The organism is Hydrogenophaga sp. SNF1, from assembly GCF_034421675.1.
Lineage (GTDB): Bacteria > Pseudomonadota > Gammaproteobacteria > Burkholderiales > Burkholderiaceae_C > Hydrogenophaga > Hydrogenophaga borbori.
The window spans coordinates 1,961,833-1,985,629 of sequence record NZ_CP139793.1; the positions used below are offsets into that span (position 1 = coordinate 1,961,833).

Consider the following 23,797-nt stretch of genomic DNA (forward strand, 5'->3'; position numbering starts at 1 on the left):
CGAGCGCGCCCTGCACCTGCAGGCCGATGCGGCCTGCGCGCTGCAGCTGCAGGCCAGCGCGGACGGACAGGGCGGTCTGCGGCTCGCGTTCCAGACGCACAGCGGCAGCGAGTGGCTGTCGCACGCGCGGGCCCGGCTGGCGGCGCCCAGCGCCCGCCGCGCCGGCCCGGTGTCGCCCGTGGACACGGCCGCGCTGCGGCGTGGCGCGGCGCTCTCGGCGGACGCGGTCTACCAGCGGCTCGCGGCGCTGGGCGCCGGCTTCGCCGCGCCACTGCGTGGCATCGCCCGCGCCTGGCTGTCGGCCGACGAGGCGCTGGTGGACCTCGAGGCCCGGCCCGAGGACACCGCCGCCGCGCCCGGCTTCTGTTGGGCGCCCGAGGTGTTGGACGCCTGCTTCCAGGCCGCCGCGCTGCTGGCGCCGCCAGGCCAGCTCTGCCTGCCCACCGGCCTGGACGACGTGGCGGCGCACGCGCGCCACGGGGCGCCTTGAGCGTGCACCTGATCCGGCGCGCCGGCAGCGGTCTGATCGATGCGACGCTGAGGGACGGGCAGGGCCCCGCGCTGGAACTGCGCGGCCTGCGCCTGCAGCCCTTGGGCGAGCGCGCCCCGGCAGACCCCGCCGACTGCTTCTACGACCTGCAGTGGGTGCCGGCCGAGCCGGCGGCCAGCGCCGCGCCGGCGGGTGCCCGCCGCTGGTGCCTGATCGCCGACCAGGGCGGGCTGGGCCCCGCGCTGCTGAACGCCCTGCGGCAGGCCGGTGAAACGGCCGAGCTGGTCGACGGCCCGCCCGCCGCCGACGACGCCGGTGCCCCCATCGAGCTGGTGGACCTGCGCGCGCTGGACCTGTCCCGCCTCGACGCCGAACACGCCGCCGGGCTGCACCGCCTGCTGCTGGGCGCGCAGGCGCTGGAGCGCCTGCCGCCGTCCTCGCGCGCCCGCCTGTGGTGGGTCACGCGCGGCGCCATGGCCGTGTCGCCGGCCGAGGCCGCCACGGCGCTGGCGCTGGCGCAGTCGCCGCTGTCGGGGCTGGCGGCCGTCATGGCGACGGAGCAGGGCGAGCGCTGGGGGGGCTGATCGATCTGGACCCTGCCGCCGCGCCCGGCGACGCGGCGCTCGCGCTGGCCCAGGCCCTGCCGGGCGCGGCGCCGGGCACCCTGGCCCTGCGCGGCCACCAGCGCGTCGAGCCGCGCCTGCGCCGCGCGCCCTGGGCGCCCGAGGCGCCGCCGCGTTGGCGCCCGGACGCGAGCTACCTCATCACCGGCGGCCTGGGCGGCATTGGCCAGCAGATCGCGCAGCGCCTGGTGGCGCAGGGTGCGCGCCACCTCGTGGTGCTGTCGCGCACGCCGCTGCCGGCGCGCGCGGCCTGGGCGGGCCTGGGCGCGGACACGCCCGCGGGCCGCGCCGTGGCGGCCGTGCGCGGTCTCGAGTCGCAGGGCGCCAGCGTGCGCCACGTCGCGCTCGACGTGGCCGATGAAGCCGCCCTGCGCGACTGGCTCGAGGGCTTCGCCGCCGAGGCCCATCCGCCCATCCGTGGCGTGTTCCACGCCGCCGGCCTCACCGACGACCAGCTGGTGCGCGACCTCGACGCCGCCTCGCTCGCCGCCGTGCTGCGCCCGAAGTTGGGCGGTGCCTGGAACCTGCACCGCCTGCTGCCCGAACTCGATGCCTTCGTGCTGTTTTCGTCCATGGCCGCTGTCATGCCGCAGGCCGGGCAGGCCAGCTACGCGGCGGCCAACGCCTTCCTCGACGGCCTGGCGCGGCACCGACGTGCCCTGGGCCAGCCCGCGCTGAGCATCGGCTGGGGCGTGTGGTCGCAGACCGGCGTGATGCGGGGCGACACCGGCCAGCGCCAGCAAGACGAGCTGCAGCGCCAGGGCATCGCCGCCTTTGCGCCGGCGCAGGCCCTGGCCCTGTTCGACGAGGCCCTGCGCTGGCCGCACGGTCACCTGCTGGCCATGCCCATTCACTGGGCGCGGCTGCGCGCGCAAGGCGGCGCGCGCCAGGCGCGTTGCTGCGCGACCTGTTCGAGTCCGAGGCCGCCCCGGCGCAGCCCGGCGCGGCGCCCACCGCGCCGGCACCCGCCGACCCGGCCGACCCGGCTGAGCGCCGCCGCGCCCTGGAGCTCACGGTGCGCGAGGTCGTGGGCCGCGTGCTCAAGCTCAACCCCGCGCGCATCGACCCACGCAAGCCCCTGGGCAGCCTGGGCCTGACCTCGCTCATGGCGCTGGAACTGCGCAACCGCCTGGAGCCGCTGCACGGCCAGCCGCTGTCGGCCACGCTGGCCTGGAACTACCCCACCATCGAGGCCCTCACGGGCTTTCTCGCCGGGGCGCACGCCGCCGCGCCGGCGCCAGCCGCCGCGCCCGTGGCGGCGCCGGCCGCCGGGCCAGCGCCCGAGCTCGCCGCCGCGCTCGACGACGTGAACCAACTCTCCGACGAGGACGCGGCCCTGCTGCTGCGCCAGCGCCGCTGACCCCCATGAGCGACACGCCTTCCTCTCCTTCGCTGGGCCAGCTGTCGGCCATCAAGCTCGCCTTGATGGCGCAGAAGGTGCGCGCGCAGAGCGAGGCCGTGCTGCGGGCCGACCCGATCGCCATCGTCGGCATGGGGTGCCGCTTCCCTGGCGGCGCGGACTCGCCCGAGGCGTTCTGGCAGCTGCTGGTCGACGGCGTGGACGCGGTGCGCCCCGTGCCCGCCGACCGCTGGGACGTGCAGGCCGTCTACGACGCCGACCCCTCGGTGCCCGGCAAGTCCATCGCGCGCGAAGGCGGTTTCCTGGAGCGCATCGACGGCTTCGACGCCGCCTACTTCAACATCCTGCCGCGCGAAGCCGAGCGCATGGACCCGCAGCAGCGCCTGTTCCTCGAAGTGGCGATGGAGGCGCTGGACGACGCCGGCTTCACGCGCGACAAGCTGCGCGGCAGCCGCGCCGGCGCCTTCGTGGCCAGCTACCACAACGACTACCAGCTGCTGGAGTACCGCGACCCCGAAGCCATCGACGCGCGCACGCTCACCGGCACGGTGCACAGCGTGCTGGTCAACCGCCTGTCTTATCTGCTGGACCTGCGCGGCCCCAGCGTGTCGGTGGACACCGCCTGCTCGTCCTCGCTGGTGGCCATCCACCTGGCCTGCCAGAGCCTGCGCCACGGCGAGAGCGACATCGCCCTCGCCGGTGGCGTCTCGCTGATGGTCACGCCCGACCTGATGGTGTCGCTCTCCAAGGTCGGCTTCATGGCCCCCGATGGCCGCTGCAAGACCTTCGACGACAGCGCCGACGGCTTCGGCCGCGGCGAGGGCTGCGGCGTCATCGTGCTCAAGCGCCTGAGCGACGCCGTCGCCGACGGCGACCGCGTGCTGGCCGTGGTGCGTGGCTCGGCCGTCAACCAGGACGGCCACTCCACCCTGCTGGCCGCGCCGAATGGCCTGGCCCAGCAGGACCTCATTCGCGAGGCCCTGGCCGCGGCGCAGCTCGAGCCCGGCCGCATCGGTTTCATCGAGGCCCACGGCACCGGCACGCCGCTGGGCGACCCGATCGAGGTGGAGGCCCTGGCGGCCACCGTGGGCCGCGCCGACGTGGGCGGCGGCACCTGCTGGCTGGGCGCGGCCAAGGCCAACCTGGCGCACATGGAGGCGGCGGCGGGGGTGGCCGGTGTCATCAAGACCGTGCTGGCCATGCGCCACGAGGCGATCCCGCCGCAGATCCATTTCAAGTCGCTCAACAAGCACCTCGCTGGACGGCACGCGCCTGGCCGTGCCCACGACGCTCACGCCCTGGCCGCGCGCGCGCGCACGCGCTGCGCCGGCACCAGCTCGTTCGGCGTGGGCGGCACCAACGCGCACGTCGTGCTCGAAGAAGCGCCGCGCCTGGGCGCCGCGCCGCAGGCGCCGGCCGGGCAGGGCACGCATCTGCTGCACCTGTCCGCGCAGAGCGGGCCCGCGCTGCGCGAACTCGCCCGGTCCTGGGCCGGGTTCCTGCCGCAGCCAGGCCTCGCTGACCGACCTTTGCTTCACCGCGGGCGCGCGCCGCTCCGCGCTGGACCACCGCCTGGCGGTGCTGGGCCGCGACCGCGAGGAACTGCGCGCCCGGCTCGAGGCCTTCGCGCGCGACGGCGAAGCGCCCGGCGCCTGCCTGGGCCGCGTGGCGCCCGACGCCGCGCCGCGCCTGGCCTTCGTCTTCAGCGGCCAGGGCCCGCAGTGGTACGCCATGGGCCGCGAGCTGTTGGCGCAGGAACCGGTGTTTCGCGCGCGCATGGACGAATGCGAGGCGCTGATCCGCGCGGCCACCGGCTGGTCGCTGCTGGCCGAGCTGTCCGTGGACGAAGCGGCGTCGCGCCTGCACCAGACCGAGGTGGCTCAGCCCGCGCTGTTCGCCATCCAGGTGTCGCTGGCCGCGCTTTGGGCCGCCTGGGGCGTGCGCCCCGGCGCAGTGGTCGGCCACAGCGTGGGCGAAATCGCCGCGCTGCAGGTGGCCGGTGTGCTCAGCCTGGCCGAGGCCGTGCGCGTGGTCTGCCTGCGCGCCCGCGTGATGCAGCAGGCCACCGGCCACGGCCGCATGGCCGCCGTCGACTGCAGCGCCGCCGAGGCCGAGGCCCTGCTGGCGCCCTTCGGCGAGCGGCTCTCGCTCGCGGCCCTGAACGCGCCGCGCAGCGTGGTGCTCTCCGGCGAGCCGCCGCGCTGGACGAAGCGCTCAATGCCCTGGCGTCGCGCGGCGTGCACCACCGCCTGCTGCCGGTCAACTACGCCTTTCACAGCGCCCAGATGGCGCCGCTGCAGCGCGAGCTGGTGGCGCGCCTGGGCGAGGTGGCGTCCTCGCCGGCGGCCGTGCCGGTGTACTCCACCGTCACCGGCGCCGCCGCGCCGCGCCAGCGCTTCGACGCCGACTACTTCGGCCGCAACGTGCGCGAGCCCGTGCGCCTGCAAGCCGCCATCGAGGCCCTGTCGGACGACGGCTTCAACGCCTTCCTGGAGATCGGTCCGCACCCGGTGCTCAGCGGCGCGCTGGGCGACACGCTGCAGGCCCGCGGCCGCGCCGCCACGGTGGCCGCCTCGCTGCGCCGGGGCAAGCCCGAGCGCGACACGCTGCTGGCCTCGGCCGCCGCGCGCGTGGTGGGCCACACGCTGGACACCGAGGCCTTGCTCGGCGGCCCGGGCGAGGTGGTGGACCTGCCGCGCTACCCCTGGCAGCGCCAGCGCTACTGGCTGCGCCCCACGCCGGTGGCCGCTGCCGCCCCCGCGCGGCCCAGCGGCGCGCACCCCTTGCTGGGCGCGCGCCTGCCGCTCGCGGCCACCAGCGACCGGGTCTACCAGGCGCGCTGGACGGTGGACAGCGCGGGCGCGCTGCGCGACCACCGCATCGGCGGGCGCCTGCTGATGCCCGGCGCGGCCATGCTGGAGACCCTGCACGCGGCCTGGCGCGCCGAGGCCGGCGCAGGCTCGCTCGAGGCCTTCGCCGTCGACCGCCCGCTGCCGCTGCCGGACGCGGGCGAACTGGCCTGGCAGGTGGTCGTGCGCGACGGCGCGGCGGGCGCGGTGCTGGAGCTGTTCCAGGCCATCGACGCGGCACCCGGCTGGCAGCGCGTGTGCTCGGCCATCGGGCGGCGCGAGGCCGCGCCGTCGCCTGGCGCCGCACCCGCCCCGATGGAAGGCGCCGCCGTCGACCGCGCCGCTTTCTATCAACGCTTCGACTCGCTCGGCGTGGCCTTCGGCCCCGGCTTTCGCGGCGTGCAGGTCTTGGCCGCCGGCGACGGCTGGGCCCGGGGCGAGCTGGCCCTGCCGCCCGAGCTGTCGCACGAGGCGCCGCGCTTCGGCCTGCACCCGGCCCTGCTCGACGCGGCCCTGCAGCTCTGCGCGGCCGCCGCCTCGGCCGGCTCGGCGGGGCTGCCCACCCAACTCTGGGTGCCCATGGGCGTCGAGCGCTTCGCGCTGTGGCGCCCGGGCCTGGCGCGGCTGCGCGCCAGCGCCACCCTGCGCGCCGAACCGGCGCCGGGCGCCGAGGCCTTCGCGGCCGACCTGCGCCTCGACGACGAGGCCGGCGAGCCGGTGGCCTTCATCACCGGCGCCCGTTTCGCGCGCGCCGACGCGCGGCGCCTGGCCGGCGACGCGCCGGACGAGGTGTGTACGAGGCGCGCTGGCAGCCGGCGCCCGCCGGCGCCGTGTCCCCCGAGCGTCCCGCCGACGGCGCCTGGCTGCTGTTGAGCGACGCCTCGGGCCTGGCGGCCTCGCTGCGGGCGGCGCTGCAGGCGCGCGGTGCGCGCTGCATCGAGGTGCGGCCGGGCGAGCGCCTGCAATCCCTGGGCGGGGACCGCTGGACCGTGGACCCGCACGGCCCGCAGGACTTCAAGGCGGTGCTGGACGCGGCCCAGGCCAGCGGCCGCTGCGCGGCGCGGTGCACCTCTGGGGCCTGGACGCCCCGGCGCTGGAGGCCGATGACCCCGAACACGCCGAGCGGCTGGCCGGCGCGCGCTGCTGCACCTGGCCCAGGCCCTGGTCGCGGCGCCGGCACCGCTCACCCTGGTGACGCGCTCGGCGCAATCGCTGCACGCCGGCGAAGCACCGGCGGGCCTGGCGGCCGCGGGCGCCTGGGCCTTCCTGGGTGTGCTGCGCGTGGAACACCCCGAACTGCAGCCGCGCGCGATCGACATCGATGCCGCGGCCAGCGACGGCGCGGCGCTGCTGCCCTGGCTGCTGGGCGCCGGTCCCGACACCGCGCTGCGCGGCGGCGGCGCCTGGGTGCAGCGGTTGGTGCCGCTGGCGCTGACTCACCCGGACGCGGCGCCGGCGCCCGTGGCCGACGCGCCCCGGCGCCTGGAAGTGGCGCAGGCCGGCACCCTCGACGGGCTGGCCATCCGCCCCTGGCGCGCCCGGCCTTGCAGGCCGGCGAGGTGCGCCTGCGCGTGGCCGCGGCGGCGCTGAACTTCCGCGACGTGCTGCTGGCCCTGGGCGTCTACCCCGGCACGGGCATCCCGCTCGGCGCCGAATGCGCGGGCACGGTGATCGAATGCGGCGCCGGCGTCGACGGCCTGCGCGTGGGCGACGCCGTGTTCGGCTTCGCCCACGGCAGCATGGCCAGCGAGGCCGTGGTGCCCGCGGCTTCCTGTCGCGCCTGCCCGCCACGCTGTCGTTCGAGCAGGCGGCCGCCTTGCCGGTGGCCTTCCTCACCGCCTTGTTCGGCCTGCAGCGCATCGCCGGCCTGCGGCGCGGCCAGCGCGTGCTGATCCACGCGGGGGCGGGCGGCGTCGGCCTGGCGGCGGTGCAACTGGCCCTGCGCGCGGGCGCCACGGTGTACGCCACCGCGGGCTCCGAGGACAAGCGCGCCTTCCTGCGCTCGCTCGGCGTGGCGCAGGTGATGGACTCGCGCAGCACCGGTTTTGCCGAGGAACTGAAGCGCGCCACGCAAGGCGAGGGCGTGCACGTGCTGCTCAACTCGCTGGCGGGCGATTTCATTCCCGCGGGCCTGTCGGTGGTCGCGCCGGGCGGCTGGTTCCTGGAGCTGGGCAAGCGCGGCATCTGGACGCCCGAGGCCGTGGCCGCGCGCCACCCCGGCCTGCGCTACCGCGCCTACGACTTCGGCGACGAGGCCTACGCCGACCCCGCGATGGTGGCGCCGCTGCTGGACGAGGTGCTGGCCGGCCTGGCCGACGGCAGCCTGCGCCCCTTGCCGGTGACGCCCTTCGATTTCGAGCGCGCCAGCGAAGCTTTCCGCCACATGGCCCAGGCCCGGCACACCGGCAAACTGGTGCTGCGCCTGCCCCCGGCGCCGCAGGCGGCACCGGCCGGTCTCGTGCGCGCCGACGCCAGCTACCTCATCACCGGGGGACTGGGGGCGCTGGGGCTGCACACCGCGCGCGGGCTCGCCCAGCGCGGCGCGCGCCATCTGGTGCTGCTGGGTCGCCGCGCGCCCTCGGCCGAGGCGCAGGCGGCCATCGCCGCGCTGCGCGGCAGCGGCGTGAGCGTGCGCGTGGCCGCGCTGGACGCCGCCGACGCCGGCGCCATGGGCGCGCTCCTGGCCGAACTCGCGCGCGCGCGAGCTGCCGCCCCTGCGCGGCGTGGTGCACGCGGCCGGCGCGCTGGACGACGGCGCGCTGATCCGCCAGACCTGGGCGCGCTGCGCCGCCGTGCTGCGCAACAAGGTGGGGGCGCGCGCGTGCTGCACGCGCTCACGCGCGAGTGGCCGCTGGACTTCTTCGTGCTCTATTCCGCCGCGGCGGCGGCTGGCTGGGCGCGCCCGGCCAGTGCGCCTACGCCGCCGCCAACGCCGAACTCGACGCCCTGGCGCGCGCGCGCGCGCGCGGGCCTGCCCGCGCTCAGCGTCGGCTGGGGCGCCTGGGCGCAGGGCGGCATGGCCACGCAGCTGGCGGCCTCGGGCCGCGACCCCTGGGCCGGGCGTGGCCTCAAGCCCATCGAGCCCGAGCTGGGCCTGCAACGCCTGGAAGCCCTGTGGCGCGAGGGGGCCACGCACGCCCTGGTGCTGCCGATCGATTGGTCGGCCTTCCTTTCGCACTTGCCGGCCGGCGTGGACGCGGCCCTGTTCCCGGCCGCCGCGCGCCGCCCCGCGCCCGCCGCCGAGGCCGTGCCCGACGCCACCCTGGCCGCCCGCCTGCGCCAGCTGCCCGCCGGCCAGCGCCGCGGCGCGCTCATGGCCCACCTCGCCGAGCGCGCGCTGCAGGTGCTGGGCCTGGACGCCGGCACCGCCATCGACCCCCGGCGCGCGCTCAAGGACATCGGCCTCGACTCGCTGATGGCGGTGGAGCTGCGCAACGCCCTGACGCGCTCCATCGGCCAGCCGCTGTCGGCCACCTTGCTGTTCGACTACCCCAACCTCGACGCGCTCACCGCCTACCTGATGCGCGCGCTCGGCCTGGAGGACGCGCCCGCGCCCCAGGCCACGGCCGGCGCGCCGGCCCATGGCGAGCTCGCCGCGCTCTCCGACGAAGAAGCCGAGGCCCTGCTGATGCAGGAACTCTCGGGCGGACCCGAAAGCCCCGGAACATGAACGACCCGCAGCCCGCCACCGAAGCCCTGTCGCCCGTCAAGCGCGCCCTGCTCGAAATCCGCGAGCTCAAGGCGCAGCTGGCGCGCGCGCAGTCGGCCGCGCACGAACCGCTGGCCATCGTCGGCCTGGCGCTGCGCCTGCCGGGCGGCGTGAAAGACATGGAGGGCCTGGGCGATCTGCTGTGGAACGGCCGCGACGCCATCGGCGGCATTCCCGCCGATCGCTGGCCGCTCGACGCGCTGTACGACGCGGACCCGGACGCGCCCGGCAAGATGACCACGCGCCATGGCGGTTTCCTCGACGGCGTGGACCGCTTCGACGCCGAGTTCTTCGGCATCTCGCCGCGCGAGGCCGCCAGCATGGACCCGCAGCAGCGCCTGCTGCTCGAAGTGGCCTGGCAAGCCCTGGAGAACGCCGGCCAGGCGCCGGGCGAGCTGGCGGGCACGCGCACCGGCGTCTACATGGGCGTGGGCAACAACGACTACGGCCGCGCCATCTACCGCCACCACGAACTCATCGACCCGTACTTCGGCACCGGCAACTCCTACAGCGTGGCCTCGGGGCGGCTGTCCTACGTGCTGGGCGCGCAGGGTCCCGCCGTCACGGTGGACACGGCCTGCTCGTCGTCCCTGGTGGCCCTGCACCTGGCGGTCCAGGGCCTGCGCCTGGGCGAGTGCGACACCGCCCTGGTGGGCGCGGTCAACCTGATGCTCACGCCCGAGATGAACATCAACTTCTCGAAGGCGCGGATGATGGCCGCCGACGGCCGCTGCAAGACCTTCGACGCCGCCGCCGACGGCTACGTGCGCGGCGAAGGCTGCGTGGTGCTGGTGCTGCGGCGCCTGTCGGACGCGCAGGCGCGGGGCGACCGCGTGCTGGCGGTGGTGCGCGGCAGCGCCATCAACCAGGACGGCCGCAGCGGCGGCCTGACCGCGCCCAACGGCCCGGCGCAGGAAGACGTGATCCGCGCCGCCCTGGCCAACGCGCGCGTGCGGCCGGGCGAGATCGGCTACGTCGAGGCGCACGGCACCGGCACGCCGCTGGGCGACCCGATCGAGGTCGGCGCCCTGGGGGCCGTGCTCGGCGCGGGCCGCGAGGCCGCGCGGCCCCTGCTCATCGGCTCCATCAAGACCAACATCGGCCACCTGGAGGCCGCGGCCGGCCTGGCCGGCGTCGCCAAGGTGGTGCTGGGCCTGCAGCGCGGCGAGCTGCCGCCGCACCTGCACTTCCGCCAGGGCAACCCGCACATCGACTGGGCCGCCTGGCCGCTGAAGGTGCCCACCGCCGTGACGCCCTGGGCGCCCATCGAGGGGCGCCGGCTCGCGGGCGTCAGCGCCTTCGGCTTCAGCGGCACCAATGCCCACGTGGTCCTGGAGGCCGCGCCCGAGGCGCGCGCGCGCGAGGCGCCCGCGCACGAGCGCACCACGCACCTGCTGGCCCTGTCGGCGCGGCACGACGGCGAGCTGGCCGAGCTGGCGCGGCGCTACGCGCAGGCCCTGGCCGCGCCCGACCTGAACCTGGCCGACCTGTGCTTCACCGCCAACGCCGGCCGCGCGCATTTCGCGCACCGCCTGGCCGTGCGCGGCCAGAACGCGGCGCAGATGATCGACGGCCTGCGCGCTTTTCTGGACGGGCGCGAGTCCGAGGCGCTGGTGAGCGGCCACAACGAGGCGCCACGCGCCCGCGCGTGGCCTTCCTGTTCACCGGGCAGGGCGCCCAGCACGTGGGCATGGGGCGCGCGCTGTACGAACAGCAGCCCGTGTTCCGCGCCGCCATGGACGCCTGCGACGCCGCGCTGCGCCCGCACATGGACCGGGGCCTGCTGGCGCTGCTGTACGCCCCGCCTGACGCGGCGGTGTCCATCGACGACACGGTCTACGCCCAGCCGCTCACCTTCGCCATCGAGGTCTCGCTGGCCGCGCTCTGGCGCTCCTGGGGCATCGAGCCCGAGGCCCTGCTGGGCCACAGCCTGGGCGAGTACGCGGCGGCCTGCGTGGCCGGCGCCCTGTCGCTGGAGGACGGCCTGCGCGCCGTGGCCGCGCGCGGGCGCCTCACGCACGCGCTGCCGGCCGACGGCGGCATGGCCGCCGTGTTCGCGCCGCTGGCCACGGTGCAGGCCCAGCTGGCCGCCAGCGGCGACCCGGCGCTCGCCATCGCCGCCGACAACGGCCCCGAGCGAGCTTCTTCGTCATCAGCGGCCCGCGCGACAGCGTGATGGCCGCCGTGTCTGCGCTGCAGGCCCAGGGCGTGCGCGCCAAATCGCTGCGCGTGCCGCACGCGGCGCACTCGGCCCTCATCGAGCCCGCGCTGCCCGGCCTGCGCGAAGCGCTGGCCAGCGTGCGCTTCTCGCCGCCGGCCATCGCCCTGGTGTCCAACCTCACGGGCGAGCCCGTGGGCCCGAACGAGCTGGCCGCCCCCGACTACTGGCTGCGCCACATGCGCCAGCCGGTGCGCTTCGCGCCGGCCCTGCAGGTGCTGCTGCGCCAGGGCATCACGCACTTCATCGAGGTCGGCCCGCACCCGGTGCTGCTGGGCATGGGGGCCGAATGCGCGGCCGGGTCGGCCGTCGACTGGCTGCCCTCGCTGCACCGCGAGCGGCCCGAGGCGAACGACATGCTGGAGGGCCTGCAGAAGCTCTACGCGGCGGGCGCCGAGGTGGACTGGGCCGGCTTCGACGCACCCTTCGCGCGCCGCCGCGTGGCCGCGCCGAGCTATCCCTGGCGCGCCACGCGCCACTGGATGGACGTGGTCAACCAGGCGCCGGGCATGGCCTTGAACGCGGGCCAGCGCTGGGCCGCGCTGAGCCAGGCGCTGGACCGGCAGGCACAACGCGGCCCGCTGGACCTGGGCATCGCCTCCTACCCCGCCAAATGGGCCTGCCTGGAGGCCATCACCCTCGCGCACGCCGCGCACACGCTGCACGAAGCGGGCTTGTTTCGCGTGGCCGGCGAATCGCGCACGCTCGACGAGGTGCTGCAGGCCGGCGGCATCGCGGCCGGCTACCGCCACCTGGTGGCGCGCTGGCTGGCCGGCCTGGCCGCGCGCGGCGATCTGCGCGCCGCGGGCGAGGCCTTCGTGGCCGACGCGCCGCTGGCCGCGCCCGACCTGCCCGCGCTGTGGGCCGGCGCCGAGGCCCTGTTCGCCGACAACCAGCCCCTGCTGGACTACCTGCGCCACTGCGGCTCGCTGGTCGAGCCCGTGCTGCGTGGCCGCGAAAGCCCGCTGGAAACCCTGTTCCCTGGTGGCTCCTTCGAACTCGCCGAAAACTTGTACCAGCGCTCGGCCACCATGCGCTACATCAACGGCCTGGCCGCCACCGCCTTCGAGTCGCTGGGCGCCTCGGTGCCGCCAGGCCGCCAGCTGCGCGTGCTGGAGATCGGCGCCGGCACCGGCGGCACCAGCGCCGCGGTGCTGGCCGCGCTGCCGCCCGATCGCGCGCGCTACCACTTCAGCGACGTGTCCGACGTGTTCCTCGACCGCGCGCGCGAGCGCTTCGCCGAGCACCGCTTCCTGAGCTTCGGCGCCTTCGACATGGACCAGGACCCGGCCGCGCAGGGCTATGCGCCGGGCGGCTTCGACGCCATCGTCGCCGCCAATGCGGTGCACGCGAGCAAGGACCTGCGCACCGCGCTGCAGCGCCTGCGTGGCCTGCTCGCCCCGGGCGGCGTGCTGGTGCTGGTGGAGTCCACCACCCACCTGGCGTGGTTCGACATGAGCACCGGCCTGATCGAAGGCTGGCAGCACTTCGCCGACGACCTGCGCACCGACAACCCGCTGCTGCCGCCCACCACCTGGGTGCGCGCCCTGCGCGAGGCCGGCTTCGACGAGGCCGGCGCCTGGCCGCCCGCGGGCTCGCCCGCCGAGGCCCTGGGCCAGCACCTCATCGTGGCGCGCGCGCCGGGCTCGGCCGAGGCCGCCGGTGGCGTGACGCAGGCGATCGAGCCGGCCGGTGCGCCAGCGAGCGCGCCCACGCGCACCGGGCCGCAGGAAGCGGCCGAGGCGCTGCGGCGGCGGGTGCGCGAGGCCTTGCCAGGCGAACGCCTGGACCTCTTGCGTGAATTCGTGCGCGATCGGGTCGTTCGCGTGCTGCGCCTGGACCAGAACGAGCCGCCAGGGCGGCACGATCGGCTGATGGACCTCGGATTCGACTCGCTCATGGCCGTGCAGCTGCGCAACCAGCTCGGCACCGGCCTGGGCCTGGACAAGCCGCTGCCCGCCACGCTGATGTTCGACTACCCCACCATCGACGCGCTGGCCGCGCACCTGCTGGGTCGCGTGGCGCCCACCGACACGGCCGCACCCGCCGCCCCGTTGGCCGCGCCCCGCCCCGCCGCCGCGCCCGCCGCATGGGGCGAGGCCGCCGTGGCCGCCATGAGCGACGCCGAGATCGAAGCGCTGCTGCTCGCGCGCCTGGACAAGACCTGAACGATGAACGACGCAAGCTCCCCGGCCCCCGTTGGCGAATCCGCCCTGTCGCCCCTCAAGCGCGCCTTTCTCGCGCTGGAGGCGGCGCAGGCGCGCGTGGCCGCGCTGGAGGCCGCGGCGCGCGAGCCCATCGCCATCATCGGCCTGGGTTGCCGCGTGCCCGGCGGCGGCAACGACGCCGACAGCTTCTGGCGCCTGATGCGCGACGGCGTGGACGCCATCGGCCCGCTGCCCGCCGATCGCTGGGACACCGAGGCCCTGTACGACCCCGACCCCGAGGCGCCCGGTCGCATCGCCACGCGCGCGGGCGGCTTCCTCGGCGCCATCGACGGTTTCGACGCCGGCTTCTTCGGCATCGCGCCGCGCGAGGCCCAGGGCATGGACCCGCAACAGCGCCTGCTGCTCGAAGTGAGCTGGGAGGCCCTGGAGCACGCGGGCCAGGCGCCCGACCGGCTGGAGGGCACGCGCACCGGCGTCTACATGGGCATGTGCAGCAGCGACTACGCCTACCTGCAGCTCATGAGCGGCGACCGTTCCCTGCTCGATGCGCACTTCACCTCCGGCATCGCCCACAGCATCGGCTCGGGCCGCCTCTCGTATCTGCTGGGCCTGCAGGGGCCCAGCCTCACGCTGGACACCGCCTGCTCGTCCTCGCTGGTGGCCGTGCACCTGGCCTGCCAGGCGCTGCGCGCGGGCGACTGCCGCATGGCCCTGGCCGGCGGCGTCAACCTGATCCTCTCGCCCGACCTGTACATCGCGCTGTCGCACGCGCGCATGCTCGCGCCCGACGGCCGCTGCAAGACCTTTGACGCGTCCGCCGACGGCTTCGCGCGTGGCGAGGGCTGCGGCGTGGTGGTGCTCAAGCGCCTGAGTGATGCGATGGCCGACGGCGACCGCGTGCTCGCGGTGATTCGCGGCAGCGCCGTCAACCAGGACGGTCCCAGCAGCGGCCTGACGGCGCCCAACGGCCCGGCGCAGGAAGCGGTGATCCGCGAGGCCCTGGAACGCGCCGGCCTGCGGCCGCACGAGGTCGGCCTGATCGAGGCGCACGGCACCGGCACGCAACTGGGCGACCCGCTGGAGGTGCAGGCCCTGGGCGCGGTGTTCGGCGCCGGGCGCGAACAGCCGCTGTGGCTGGGTTCGGTGAAAACCAACGTGGGCCACCTGGAAGCGGCGGCCGGCGTCACCGGGCTCATCAAGCTGGTGCTGTCGCTGCAGCAGCGGCAGATCCCGCCGCACCTGCACTTCAAGACGCCCAGCCCGCACATTCCCTGGGACGATTTCGCCCTGCGCGTGCCCACCGCGCTCACGCCCTGGGAGCCCATCAACGGCCGCCGCATCGCGGGCGTCAGCTCCTTCGGTTTCAGCGGCACCAACGCGCACGTGCTGGTGGAGGAGGCCCCCACGGCGCCGGCCAGGGCGGACCACGCCCTGGGCCGCCAGTGGCCGTTCGTGCTGTCGGCCAAGAACGAAGCCGCTTTGGCCGCGCTGGCCGCGCGCTGCGCCGAGGCCCTCGCGGGCCGGCCCGACGAATCGCTGGCCGATCTCTGCTTCAGCGCCGCCGTGGGCCGCGCGGCCTTCGCGCAGCGCGCCGTGGTGCTGGCGCGCAGCGTGACCGAACTGGTCGAGGGCCTGCGCGCCCTGGCCGAGGGCCGCGAGGCGCCGAACCTGCGCACCGCGCGCGTGAACCGCCGCGACCCGGCGCGCATCGCCTTCCTGTTCACGGGGCAGGGCGCGCAGTACCCGGGCATGGGCCGCACCCTCTATGAGCGCGAGCCGGTGTTCCGCCGCGCGCTCGATGAATGCGCCGCCGGGCTGCAGGGCGCGATCGAGCGCCCCTTGCTCGAGCTGCTGTTCGACCCCGAGGCGCCGGCGAAGCGGCTCGACGACACCGGCTTCACCCAGCCCGCGCTGTTCGCCATCGAGTACTCGCTGGCGCAGCTCTGGATCAGCTGGGGCGTCCGGCCCGACGCGGTGATGGGCCATTCGGTGGGCGAACTCGTGGCCGCCTGCCTCGCGGGCGTGATGCCGCTGGAGCGCGCCCTGTGGCTGATCGCCCGGCGCGGCGGGCTGATGCAATCGCTGCCCGCCGGTGGCCGCATGGCGGCCGTGTCCGCGCCCGAGGCCGAGGTGGCCGAGGCGCTCGCCCCGCGCGCGGCGCGTGTCGCCATCGCGGCGGTCAACGGCCCGCGCCAGACCGTGATCGCGGGCGCCGCCGCCGACGTGGACGCCCTGTGCGAGGGCTTCGCGGCGCGCGGCCACCGCTGCCAGGTGCTGCCGGTTTCGCACGCCTTCCATTCGCCCCTGGTCGACCCGGTGCTGGACGCCTTCGAGCAGGCCGCGTCGAGCGTGCCGTTCGCCGCGCCGCGGCTGCGCCTGGTGTCCAACCTCACGGGCGGCTGGGCCGACCCGGCCGAGGTGACCCAGCCCCGCTACTGGCGCCGCCACGTGCGTGAGGCCGTGCGCTTCGCCGACGGCCTGCGCACGCTGGCCGGCCTCTCGCCCGACGTGTGCATCGAGGTCGGCCCCCACCCCACGTTGCTGCCGTTCGTGGAGGCCACGCTGGGCGAGGGCGCGCCCGCCCGTCTGCCCACCCTGGTGCCGACGCTGCGCAAGGGCCGCGACGACCTCGACCAGCTCGCCGAATCGCTGGGCAGCCTGTTCCTGGCCGGCGCGCCGCTGGACTGGCGGGCCGTCTGGTCCTCGTCCGGCTGCCGGCCCGCCGACCTGCCCAGCACCCCCTTCCAGCGCGAGCGCCAGTGGTTCCGCGCGCGCGCCGTGGCGCCCCGGCCCGTGGGCCGCGACACCGCGCACCGCTGCTGGGCGCGCGCCTGCGCGGCGCCTTGCGCGAGGTGGTGTCGTTCGAACAGCGCCTGCGCGCCGCCGACCTGCCGTACCTGGCCGACCACCAGGTCAACGGCCGCGCCATCCTGCCGGCCACCGGCTTCCTGGAAATGGCGCTGGCCGCCAGCCGCCAGGTCTGGGGCGAGGCGCGTGCGCTGCACGAGGTGGCGATCGTCGAGCCGCTGGCCTTCGAGGGCGAGGAGGCCCGCACGGTGCAGGTCATCGTGCGCCGGCCCGAGGGCGAGGCCGCCAGCGTCGAGGTGCTGTCGCAGGCCGATGGCGCCGATGAGGACGCGTGGCAACGGCACGTGCTGGGCCGCTACGCCGACCCGGCCGAGCGCGCCGACGCGCCGCTGCCCGAGCCGCGCGAGGCCGTGCGGGAACGCTGCACCCGCACGCTGGACGGCGCCGCGCACCGCGAGGGCCTGCGCGCGCGCCGGCTGGACTTCGGTCCCAGCCTGCACGGCGTGCAACGCCTGCACCGCCAGGACGGCGAAGCCCTGGGCGAGATCGAACTGCCCGCCGCCGCCGGCGAGGGCGACTACCTGCTGCACCCGGCCCTGCTCGACGCCTGCCTGCAGGTGATGGCGGCGGCGCTGCCCGAGCGCACGGCCGCCGGCCAGGCCTACCTGCCGATGGCGATCGAGCGCCTGCAATGGCACCGCACGCCGGGGCCGCGGGTGACCAGCCACGCGCGCATCGCCGTGGGCGAGGGCGGGGCGGGGCTGCTCAAGGCCAGCGTCACCGTCGCCGACGAGCACGGGCCGGTGGCCACGCTGGAGGGCATCGCGCTGCGCCCGCTGGGCGCGGGCGAGGCCCCGGTCTACGCGATCGAATGGCCGCGCGCGAGCGACGCCGCCTGGCTGCCCGCGCCCGCCGAGCTGGCCGCGTGCGCCGGCCCGCTGCTCGACGGCCTGGCGCGCGAGCATGGCCTGGACGACTACCACCAGGCCTTCCTGGCGCTGGAGTCCCTGAGCGCCGACTGGATCGTGCGCGCGCTGGCCGAGCTGGGCTGGCGCCCCGCGGCCGGCGAGCGGGTGGAAGCCGCCGCGCTGGCGCGCACGCTCGGCGTGGCGCCGCGCTACCACCGCCTGCTGCCGCGCCTGCTGGCCATCCTGGCCGAGGACGGCGTGCTGCGCGCCGAGGGCGGGGCCTGGCGCGTGCTGCACTGGCCCACGCCGGCCGACCCCCTGCAGCGCCTGCCCGCGCTGCTGCAGCGCCACCCGGCCGCGCGCCCGCGCTTCACGCTCACCGCGAACTGCGGCGAGGCGCTGGGCGGCATCCTGCGCGGCGCGGTGGACCCGCTGCACCGGCTGTTCCCCGACGGCTCGGCCGCGCTGGCCGAGGCCCTGTACCGCGACGCCCCCGAGGCCAAGGCCTACAACCAACTGGTGCGCGAAACCGTTCGCGCCGCGCTGCGCCAACTGCCCCCGGGCCAGCGCCTGCGCGTGCTGGAGGTGGGCGGCGGCCCGGCGGCACCACCGCCTGGCTGGCGCCCGCGCTGCCCGCCGGGCGCTGCGACTACCTGTTCACCGACGTCGGCCCCTCCATGGTGGCGCGCGCGAAGGAGGCCTTCGCGGCGCACCGCTTCATGGCCTTCCAGGCCCTGGACCTGGAGCAGGACCTGGCCGCGCAGGGCCTGGACGGGCGCCGCTTCGACCTCGTGATCGCCTCCAACGTGGTCCACGCCACCGCCGACCTGCGCCGCACCCTGGGCCGCCTGCGCGGGGCGCTGGCGCCCGGCGGCACCCTGCTGATGCTGGAGGTGGCTGGCGACGAGCGCTGGATCGACATCACCTTCGGCCTCACCGAGGGTTGGTGGCGCTTCACCGACACCGACCTGCGGCCCCGCCAGCCGCTGCTGTCGCGCGAGCGCTGGCTGTCGCTGCTGGCCGAGACCGGCTTCGAGGCCGCGGCCATCGATTCGCCCGACCCGCGATCGCGCGAGGTGCTGCTGGCCGCGCGAAAACCGGTGGAAGCGCTGGAGCCGATGCCCACGGGCGGGCGCTGGCTGCTGCTGACCGATCAACAGGGCGTGGGCGACGCCCTGGCCGCCGGCCTGCGTGGGGCCGGCCAGGTGGTGGACCTGCGGCCCGCGAACGCCGCCACCGGGGCCGACGCCGCCGCGCTGCGCCAGGCCCTGGCCGGTGCCGATTGGCGGGGCGTGGTCCACCTCGGCAGCCTCGACACGTCCCCGGCCCCTGCCGGCGCCGTGGTGCCTTCGCTGCGCGCCGGCCTCGGCTCGCTGCTGGATCTGGTGCAGGCCATGGGCGCCACCGCGTTCGCCACCGCGCCGCGCCTGTGGATCGCCACGCGCGGCGCGGTGGCCGTCGATGGCGCCGACGCGGTCGACGCCGCGCAGGCGCCGACCTGGGGCCTGGGCAAGGTCATTGCGCTGGAGCACCCCGAGTGGCGCGCCAGCTGCGTCGATCTCGATCCGCGGGCCGATGCGTCCGCGATGGCCGGCGGCCTGCTGCGCGCGCTGGCCGCGGCCGATGCCGAGGACCAGGTCGCGCTGCGCGGCGGTCGGCGCCACGTGGCGCGCCTGGCGCCCTTCCCGCTGGTGGCCGCCGACGACGCGCCGGTGCGACTGGAAAAGGCCGCCAGCGGCGTGTTCGACGACATGGCCCTGCGCCCGATGGCGCGGCGCGCGCGCGCCCGGGCGAGGTCGAGATCGCGGTGCGCGCGGCCGGCCTGAACTTTCGCGACATCATGAACGCCGTCGCCCTGCGCGACGACCCCGAGCCCCTGGGCGGCGAATGCGCCGGGCGCATCGTGCGCGTGGGCGAAGGCGTCACCCGCTTCGCCGTGGGCGACGCCGTGGTGGCCACGGGCGAAGCCTGTTTCGCCAGCCACGTGATCACGCAGGAACGCCACGTGGCGCCGCTGCCGCGCGGCCTGGGCTACGCCCAGGCGGCCACGCTGCCCTTTGCCTTCATGACCGCCTGCCACGCGCTGCACACGCTCGGCGGGCTGCGCCCGGGCCAGCGCGTGCTCATCCACGCCGGTGCCGGCGGCGTGGGCATGGCGGCCCTCCAGCTGGCGCGGCGCGCGGGGGCGCAGGTGTTCGCCACCGCCGGCAGCGAGCCCAAGCGCGCCACGCTGCGCGCGCTCGGCGTCGACCACGTCATGGACTCGCGCACGCTGGACTTCGCCGACGAGGTGCTGCGCCTCACGCAGGGCCGCGGCGTGGACCTGGTGCTCAATTCGCTCGCCGGCGACTTCATCGCGGCCAGCGTGCGCTGCCTGGCGGCCGATGGCGTTTTCCTGGAGATCGGCAAGCGCGACATCTGGACGCCCGAGCGCTTCGCGCAGGAGCGCCCCCAGGCGCGCTACCACGCCATCGACCTCAACGCCCAGCGCTACCAGGACCCGGCCGCCGCCCAGGCCCTGTTCGAGCGGGTGATGGGCCTGGTGAACGCGGGTGAGCTGCAGCCGCTGCCGTACCACGCCTTTGCGCTGGCGCGCGGCGCCGAGGCCTTCCGCTTCATGGCCCAGGCGCGCCACACCGGCAAGGTGGTGCTCACGCGCCACGATCCGGCGCAGGCCTGCATGGAATCGCTCTCGCCCGAGGCCAGCTACCTGGTCACGGGTGGCCTCTCGGGCCTGGGCCTGATCAGCGCCATGCGGCTGGCCGAGCAGGGCGCGCGCCACCTGGTGCTGGTGGGCCGCCGCGCACCCGGCGAGGCCGCCCTGGCCACGCTGGACGCCATGCGCGCGCTCGGCGCGCAGCTCAAGCTGGTGCAGGCCGACATGTCGCGCGCCGACGAAGTGGCGCGCGTGCTGGACCTGATCGGCGAGGACCACCCGCTGCGCGGCGTCATTCACAGCGCCGGCGTGCTGGAAGACGGCGCCCTGCAGCAGCAGACCTGGGAGCGCTTCGCGCGCCCGCTGGGCCCCAAGGTGGAGGGCGCCTGGGCCCTGCACGCGCTCACGCGCGAGCTGCCGTTGGACTTCTTCGTTCTGTATTCCTCGGTGGCCGGCCTGCTGGGCTCGTCCGGCCAGGGCAACCACGCGGCCGCCAACGCCTTCCTCGACGCGCTCGCGCTGCACCGCCGCGCGCAAGGCCTGCCGGGACTGAGCATCGCCTGGGGCGCCTGGAGCGAGGTCGGCGCCGCCGCCGACCGCGCGATCGACCAGCGCGTGGGCGCGCGCGGCATCGAAGCGATCGCGCCGCGCATGGGCCTGGACCTGCTGCAGTCGCTGATGCGCAGCGAGGCCACCAGCGTGGGCGTGTTCCCGGTGCGCTGGGAGCGCTTCCTGGAAGCGGGCGCGCCGCCGCTGCTGGAGCGCTTCCGCGCCGCGGCGCGCAGCGAGGCGCCCCGCGCGGCGAGCGCGCCGGCGCCCGAGCGCGGCGCCTCGCTGGCCGATCAACTCAAGGGGCTGTCGAGCGCGCAGCGCGCCGAGCGCCTGCTCGCCTTCGTCGGCGAGCACGTGGCGCGCGTGGTCGACGTGGCCGACGCCCGCCGCATCGACCCGCGCCAGCCGCTCAACGAGCTGGGCCTGGACTCGCTGATGGCCGTGGACCTGCGCAACCGCCTGGGCAAGGCAACGACCTGGGCCTGGCGCGCGGCCTGCCCGCCACCCTGGTGTTCGACTACCCCACGCTGGACGCGCTGGCCGCGTACATCGGGCAGCTGCTGGCGCCGCAGGCCGAGACCGAAGCCGCCGCCGCGCCCGCGCCCGTGCCCACGGCCAGTGGCGCGGTCGAGGCCATCGATGACCTGAGCGACGAGGAGATCGAGGCCTTGTTTGCGAAGAAGCTGCAGAGAAAGCCATCGGATGTCTGACTTCCTGGAACGCATCAGCCACTTTTCGCCCAAGCGCCTGGCGCTGCTGGCCGACGAGCTGCAGGAGCGCGTGACGGCGCTGCAGGCGCGGCTCGCCGAGGCCGGCGGCACCGGCGCGCGCGAGCCGATCGCCATCGTCGGCATCGGCTGCCGCTTCCCCGGGGGGGCCGACACGCCCGAGCGGTTCTGGACCCTGGTGCGCGACGGCGTGGACGCCATCACCGAGGTGCCGCCGCAGCGCTGGGCCATCGACGACTTCTACGACGCCGACCCCGACGCGCCGGGCAAGATGAACACGCGCTGGGGCGGCTTCGTGGGCGACGTGGACGGCTTCGACCCGCACTTCTTCGGCGTCTCGCCGCGCGAGGCGCGCAGCATGGACCCGCAGCAGCGCCTGCTGCTCGAGGTGGCCTGGGAAGCGCTGGAGCACGCCGGCATCCCGGCCGATCGCCTGGAGGGCAGCCGCACCGGCGTCTTCATCGGGATGTCGGCCGGCGACTACTACCAGCTGCTGCGCGACGGCGGCAAGGAGCGCTTCGACGCCTACACCGCCTCGGGCATCGCGCACAGCATCGCCTCGGGCCGCCTGTCCTACGTGCTGGGCACCCGCGGGCCCAGCCTGTCGATCGACACCGCCTGCTCGTCCTCGCTCGTGGCCATCCACGAGGCCGTCATGAGCCTGCGCCGCGGCGAGTGCGACGCCGCGCTGGCCGGCGGCGTCAACCTGATCCTCACGCCCGACGTCAGCGTGGCGCTGTCGCGCTCGCACATGATGGCCCCCGACGGCCGCTGCAAGACCTTCGACGCGCGCGCCGACGGCTTCGTGCGCAGCGAGGGCTGCGGCGTGCTGGTGCTCAAGCGCCTGTCCGACGCGCAGGCGGCGGGCGACAACATCGTCGCGCTCATCCGCGGCAGCGCGGCCAACCAGGACGGCCGCAGCAACGGCCTCACGGCGCCCAACGGCCCCTCGCAGGAGGCCGTGCTGCGCGAGGCCCTGGCCGACGCGCGCGTCGACCCGGCGCGCGTGGGCTTCGTGGAGGCGCATGGCACCGGCACCTCGCTGGGCGACCCGATCGAGGTGCAGGCCCTGGCCAAGGTGCTGGGCGAGCCGCGCCAGGCGGGCGATGCGCCGCTGCTGCTCGGTTCGGTCAAGGCCAACGTGGGCCACATGGAAGCGGCCGCCGGCGTGGGCGGCGTGATCAAGCTGGCCCTGGCCCTGCGCCACGGCCAGGTGCCCGGCCAGCCGCACGTGCAGACGCTCAACCCCTACATCCCCTGGGACGATCTGGCGGTGCGCGTGCCCACCGCGCTCACGCCCTGGCCCGCCGGCGCGGGCCCGCGCCTGGGCGGCGTCAGCTCTTTCGGTTTCAGCGGCACCAACGTGCATCTGGTGCTGGAGCAGGCGCCCGAGCCCGCGCCCGCCGCAGCCCCCGCCGGCCCCGACCGGCCGCTGCACCTGCTCACCGCCGCGGCCCGCCAGGACGGCGCGCTGCGCGCCCTCGCGGCGGCCTATGCCGAGGCGCTCGACGGCGCCGGCGCCTCGCTGGCCGACATGGCCTACAGCGCCAACACCGGCCGCGCGCCTTTCGCGCACCGCCTCTCGGTGCTGGCGGCGTCGCCGCAGGAAGCCGCGTCGCGCCTGCGCGCGCACCTCGCGGGCGAGGACCCGCCCGGCGTGTTCGCCGCCACGGCCGGCGCGCGCCCGCCCAAGATCGCCTTCCTGTTCACCGGCCAGGGCGCCCAGTACGCCGGCATGGCGCGCGAGCTCTGCGCCAGCGAGCCGGTGTTTCGCGCCGCGCTGGAGCGCTGCGCCGCCGGGCTCGACGCCGAGCTGCCGCGCCCGCTGCTGGAGGTGCTGTTCGCGCCCGAGGCCGACGGCGCCATCGACGACACCGCCTTCACCCAGCCCGCCTTGTTCGCCGTCGAGTACGCGCTGGCGCAGCTCTGGCTGTCCTGGGGCGTGCGGCCGGCGGCGGTGATGGGACACAGCGTGGGCGAATACGTGGCGGCCTGCGTGGCCGGCGTGTTCGCCCTGGACGACGCGCTGCGGCTGATCGCGGCGCGCGGCCGCCTGATGGGCGCCTTGCCGCGCGACGGCGGCATGCTCGCGGTGATGGCCGAGCCCGCGCGCGTGGCCGCGCTCATCGCGGCCTGGCCGCGCGAGCTGTCCATCGCCGCGGTCAACGGGCCGCAGAACGTGGTGGTCTCGGGCCTCCTGCGCGCCATCGAGGCCGTCGAGGCGCAATGCCAGGCCCAGGGCCTGCGCTGCTCGCGGCTCAAGGTGTCGCACGCCTTCCACTCGCCGCTGATGGAGCCCATGCTGGCCGAGTTCGAGCGGGTGGTGGCGTCGGTGGACCTGCGCGCGCCGCGCATCGAGCTGATCTCCAACCTCACGGGCCGCCCGGTGGGCGAGGCCATCACCCGGCCCGGCTACTGGCGCGAGCACGTGCGCGAGGCGGTGCAGTTCGCGCCCGCGGTGCAGGCGCTGGCGCAGGCGGGCGTCGAGGTCTTTCTGGAAGTGGGCCCGCACCCCACCTTGCTGGGCCTGGGCCAGGCCTGCCTGCCGGACGGTTCGGGCGACGGCCAGCGCCATTGGCTGCCCTCGCTGCGCCGAGGGCGCGGTGATTGGGAGAGCCTGCTCGGCAGCCTGGCCCGCCTGCACGGCCTGGGCGCCGCCATCGACTGGACGGCCTTCGACGCCGGCCGCGCGCGCCGCCGTGTCGCGCTGCCGGGCTACCCCTTCCAG

At 76.2% G+C, this 23,797-nt stretch carries 12 protein-coding genes and 7 pseudogenes; all 19 read left to right on the forward strand.

The window, feature by feature from the left end; genetic code table 11:
• Positions 1–178 precede the first annotated feature (178 nt).
• Positions 179–490, forward strand: coding sequence for a polyketide synthase dehydratase domain-containing protein (locus SOM08_RS09485; protein WP_416187004.1), 312 nt, complete (start codon positions 179–181; stop codon positions 488–490).
• Positions 487–1,074: a hypothetical protein gene (locus tag SOM08_RS09490; protein WP_322470561.1), complete on the forward strand. Its 588-nt coding sequence runs from the start codon at positions 487–489 to the stop codon at positions 1,072–1,074. The genes SOM08_RS09485 and SOM08_RS09490 overlap by 4 nt, the downstream gene beginning before the upstream one ends.
• A 227-nt stretch (positions 1,075–1,301) precedes the next feature.
• Positions 1,302–2,210 (forward strand): ketoreductase domain-containing protein, encoded by a 909-nt coding sequence (locus SOM08_RS09495; protein ID WP_416187014.1) that lies wholly within the window; start codon positions 1,302–1,304, stop codon positions 2,208–2,210.
• Complete coding sequence (locus tag SOM08_RS09500; RefSeq protein ID WP_322470562.1) at positions 2,129–2,473, forward strand: acyl carrier protein; 345 nt, start codon at positions 2,129–2,131, stop codon at positions 2,471–2,473. The genes SOM08_RS09495 and SOM08_RS09500 overlap by 82 nt, the downstream gene beginning before the upstream one ends.
• Before the next feature lie 131 nt (positions 2,474–2,604).
• A pseudogene (locus tag SOM08_RS22490) lies at positions 2,605–3,903 on the forward strand (type I polyketide synthase); the annotation flags it as partial.
• A pseudogene (locus tag SOM08_RS22495) lies at positions 3,844–6,195 on the forward strand (acyltransferase domain-containing protein); the annotation flags it as partial. The pseudogenes SOM08_RS22490 and SOM08_RS22495, both read left to right, overlap by 60 nt.
• Positions 6,153–6,296: pseudogene (locus tag SOM08_RS22500) on the forward strand (KR prefix domain-containing protein); the annotation flags it as partial. The pseudogenes SOM08_RS22495 and SOM08_RS22500, both read left to right, overlap by 43 nt.
• Before the next feature lie 89 nt (positions 6,297–6,385).
• On the forward strand, positions 6,386–6,517 hold the full coding sequence (locus SOM08_RS09510; RefSeq protein WP_322470564.1) for a hypothetical protein: 132 nt from the start codon (positions 6,386–6,388) through the stop codon (positions 6,515–6,517).
• On the forward strand, positions 6,514–6,912 hold the full coding sequence (locus SOM08_RS09515) for a hypothetical protein (protein ID WP_322470565.1): 399 nt from the start codon (positions 6,514–6,516) through the stop codon (positions 6,910–6,912). The genes SOM08_RS09510 and SOM08_RS09515 overlap by 4 nt, the downstream gene beginning before the upstream one ends.
• Positions 6,867–7,214 (forward strand): alcohol dehydrogenase catalytic domain-containing protein, encoded by a 348-nt coding sequence (locus SOM08_RS09520; RefSeq protein WP_322470566.1) that lies wholly within the window; start codon positions 6,867–6,869, stop codon positions 7,212–7,214. The genes SOM08_RS09515 and SOM08_RS09520 overlap by 46 nt, the downstream gene beginning before the upstream one ends.
• Positions 7,145–8,992 carry a KR domain-containing protein gene (locus tag SOM08_RS09525; protein WP_322470695.1) on the forward strand — a complete coding sequence of 616 codons (1,848 nt, stop codon included), beginning with the start codon at positions 7,145–7,147 and terminating at the stop codon, positions 8,990–8,992. Before SOM08_RS09520 ends, SOM08_RS09525 begins: the two co-directional genes overlap by 70 nt.
• Positions 8,993–9,150: 158 nt before the next feature.
• Positions 9,151–10,569 (forward strand): annotated as a pseudogene (locus tag SOM08_RS22505) (type I polyketide synthase); the annotation flags it as partial.
• 110 nt (positions 10,570–10,679) lie between these two features.
• Positions 10,680–11,207 (forward strand): acyltransferase domain-containing protein, encoded by a 528-nt coding sequence (locus SOM08_RS09530; protein ID WP_322470567.1) that lies wholly within the window; start codon positions 10,680–10,682, stop codon positions 11,205–11,207.
• The gene (locus SOM08_RS09535) at positions 11,207–13,417 is read left to right on the forward strand and encodes a methyltransferase (RefSeq protein WP_322470568.1); all 2,211 of its coding nucleotides are present in this window, start codon (positions 11,207–11,209) and stop codon (positions 13,415–13,417) included. Before SOM08_RS09530 ends, SOM08_RS09535 begins: the two co-directional genes overlap by 1 nt.
• 3 nt (positions 13,418–13,420) lie before the next feature.
• Positions 13,421–16,030 (forward strand): annotated as a pseudogene (locus SOM08_RS09540) (type I polyketide synthase); the annotation flags it as partial.
• 242 nt (positions 16,031–16,272) lie between these two features.
• Positions 16,273–17,016 (forward strand): annotated as a pseudogene (locus SOM08_RS09545) (polyketide synthase dehydratase domain-containing protein); the annotation flags it as partial.
• A gap of 80 nt (positions 17,017–17,096) precedes the next feature.
• Positions 17,097–18,959, forward strand: coding sequence for a methyltransferase (locus tag SOM08_RS09550; RefSeq protein WP_322470569.1), 1,863 nt, complete (start codon positions 17,097–17,099; stop codon positions 18,957–18,959).
• A gap of 14 nt (positions 18,960–18,973) precedes the next feature.
• Positions 18,974–20,989, forward strand: coding sequence for a type I polyketide synthase (locus SOM08_RS09555; RefSeq protein WP_322470570.1), 2,016 nt, complete (start codon positions 18,974–18,976; stop codon positions 20,987–20,989).
• Positions 20,990–21,043: 54 nt separating this feature from the next.
• Positions 21,044–23,665 (forward strand): annotated as a pseudogene (locus SOM08_RS09560) (type I polyketide synthase); the annotation flags it as partial.
• Between the last annotated feature and the right edge of the window lie 132 nt (positions 23,666–23,797).

What these genes read in the sequence shown, in the direction of transcription:
- SOM08_RS09535 (WP_322470568.1), top strand. Translation starts at nt 11,207, where the DNA reads ATGGCCGCCGTGTCTGCGCTGCAGGCCCAGGGCGTGCGCGCCAAATCG.
- SOM08_RS09550 (WP_322470569.1), top strand. Translation starts at nt 17,097, where the DNA reads ATGGCCGCGCGCGAGCGACGCCGCCTGGCTGCCCGCGCCCGCCGAGCT.
- SOM08_RS09555 (WP_322470570.1), top strand. Translation starts at nt 18,974, where the DNA reads ATGAACGCCGTCGCCCTGCGCGACGACCCCGAGCCCCTGGGCGGCGAA.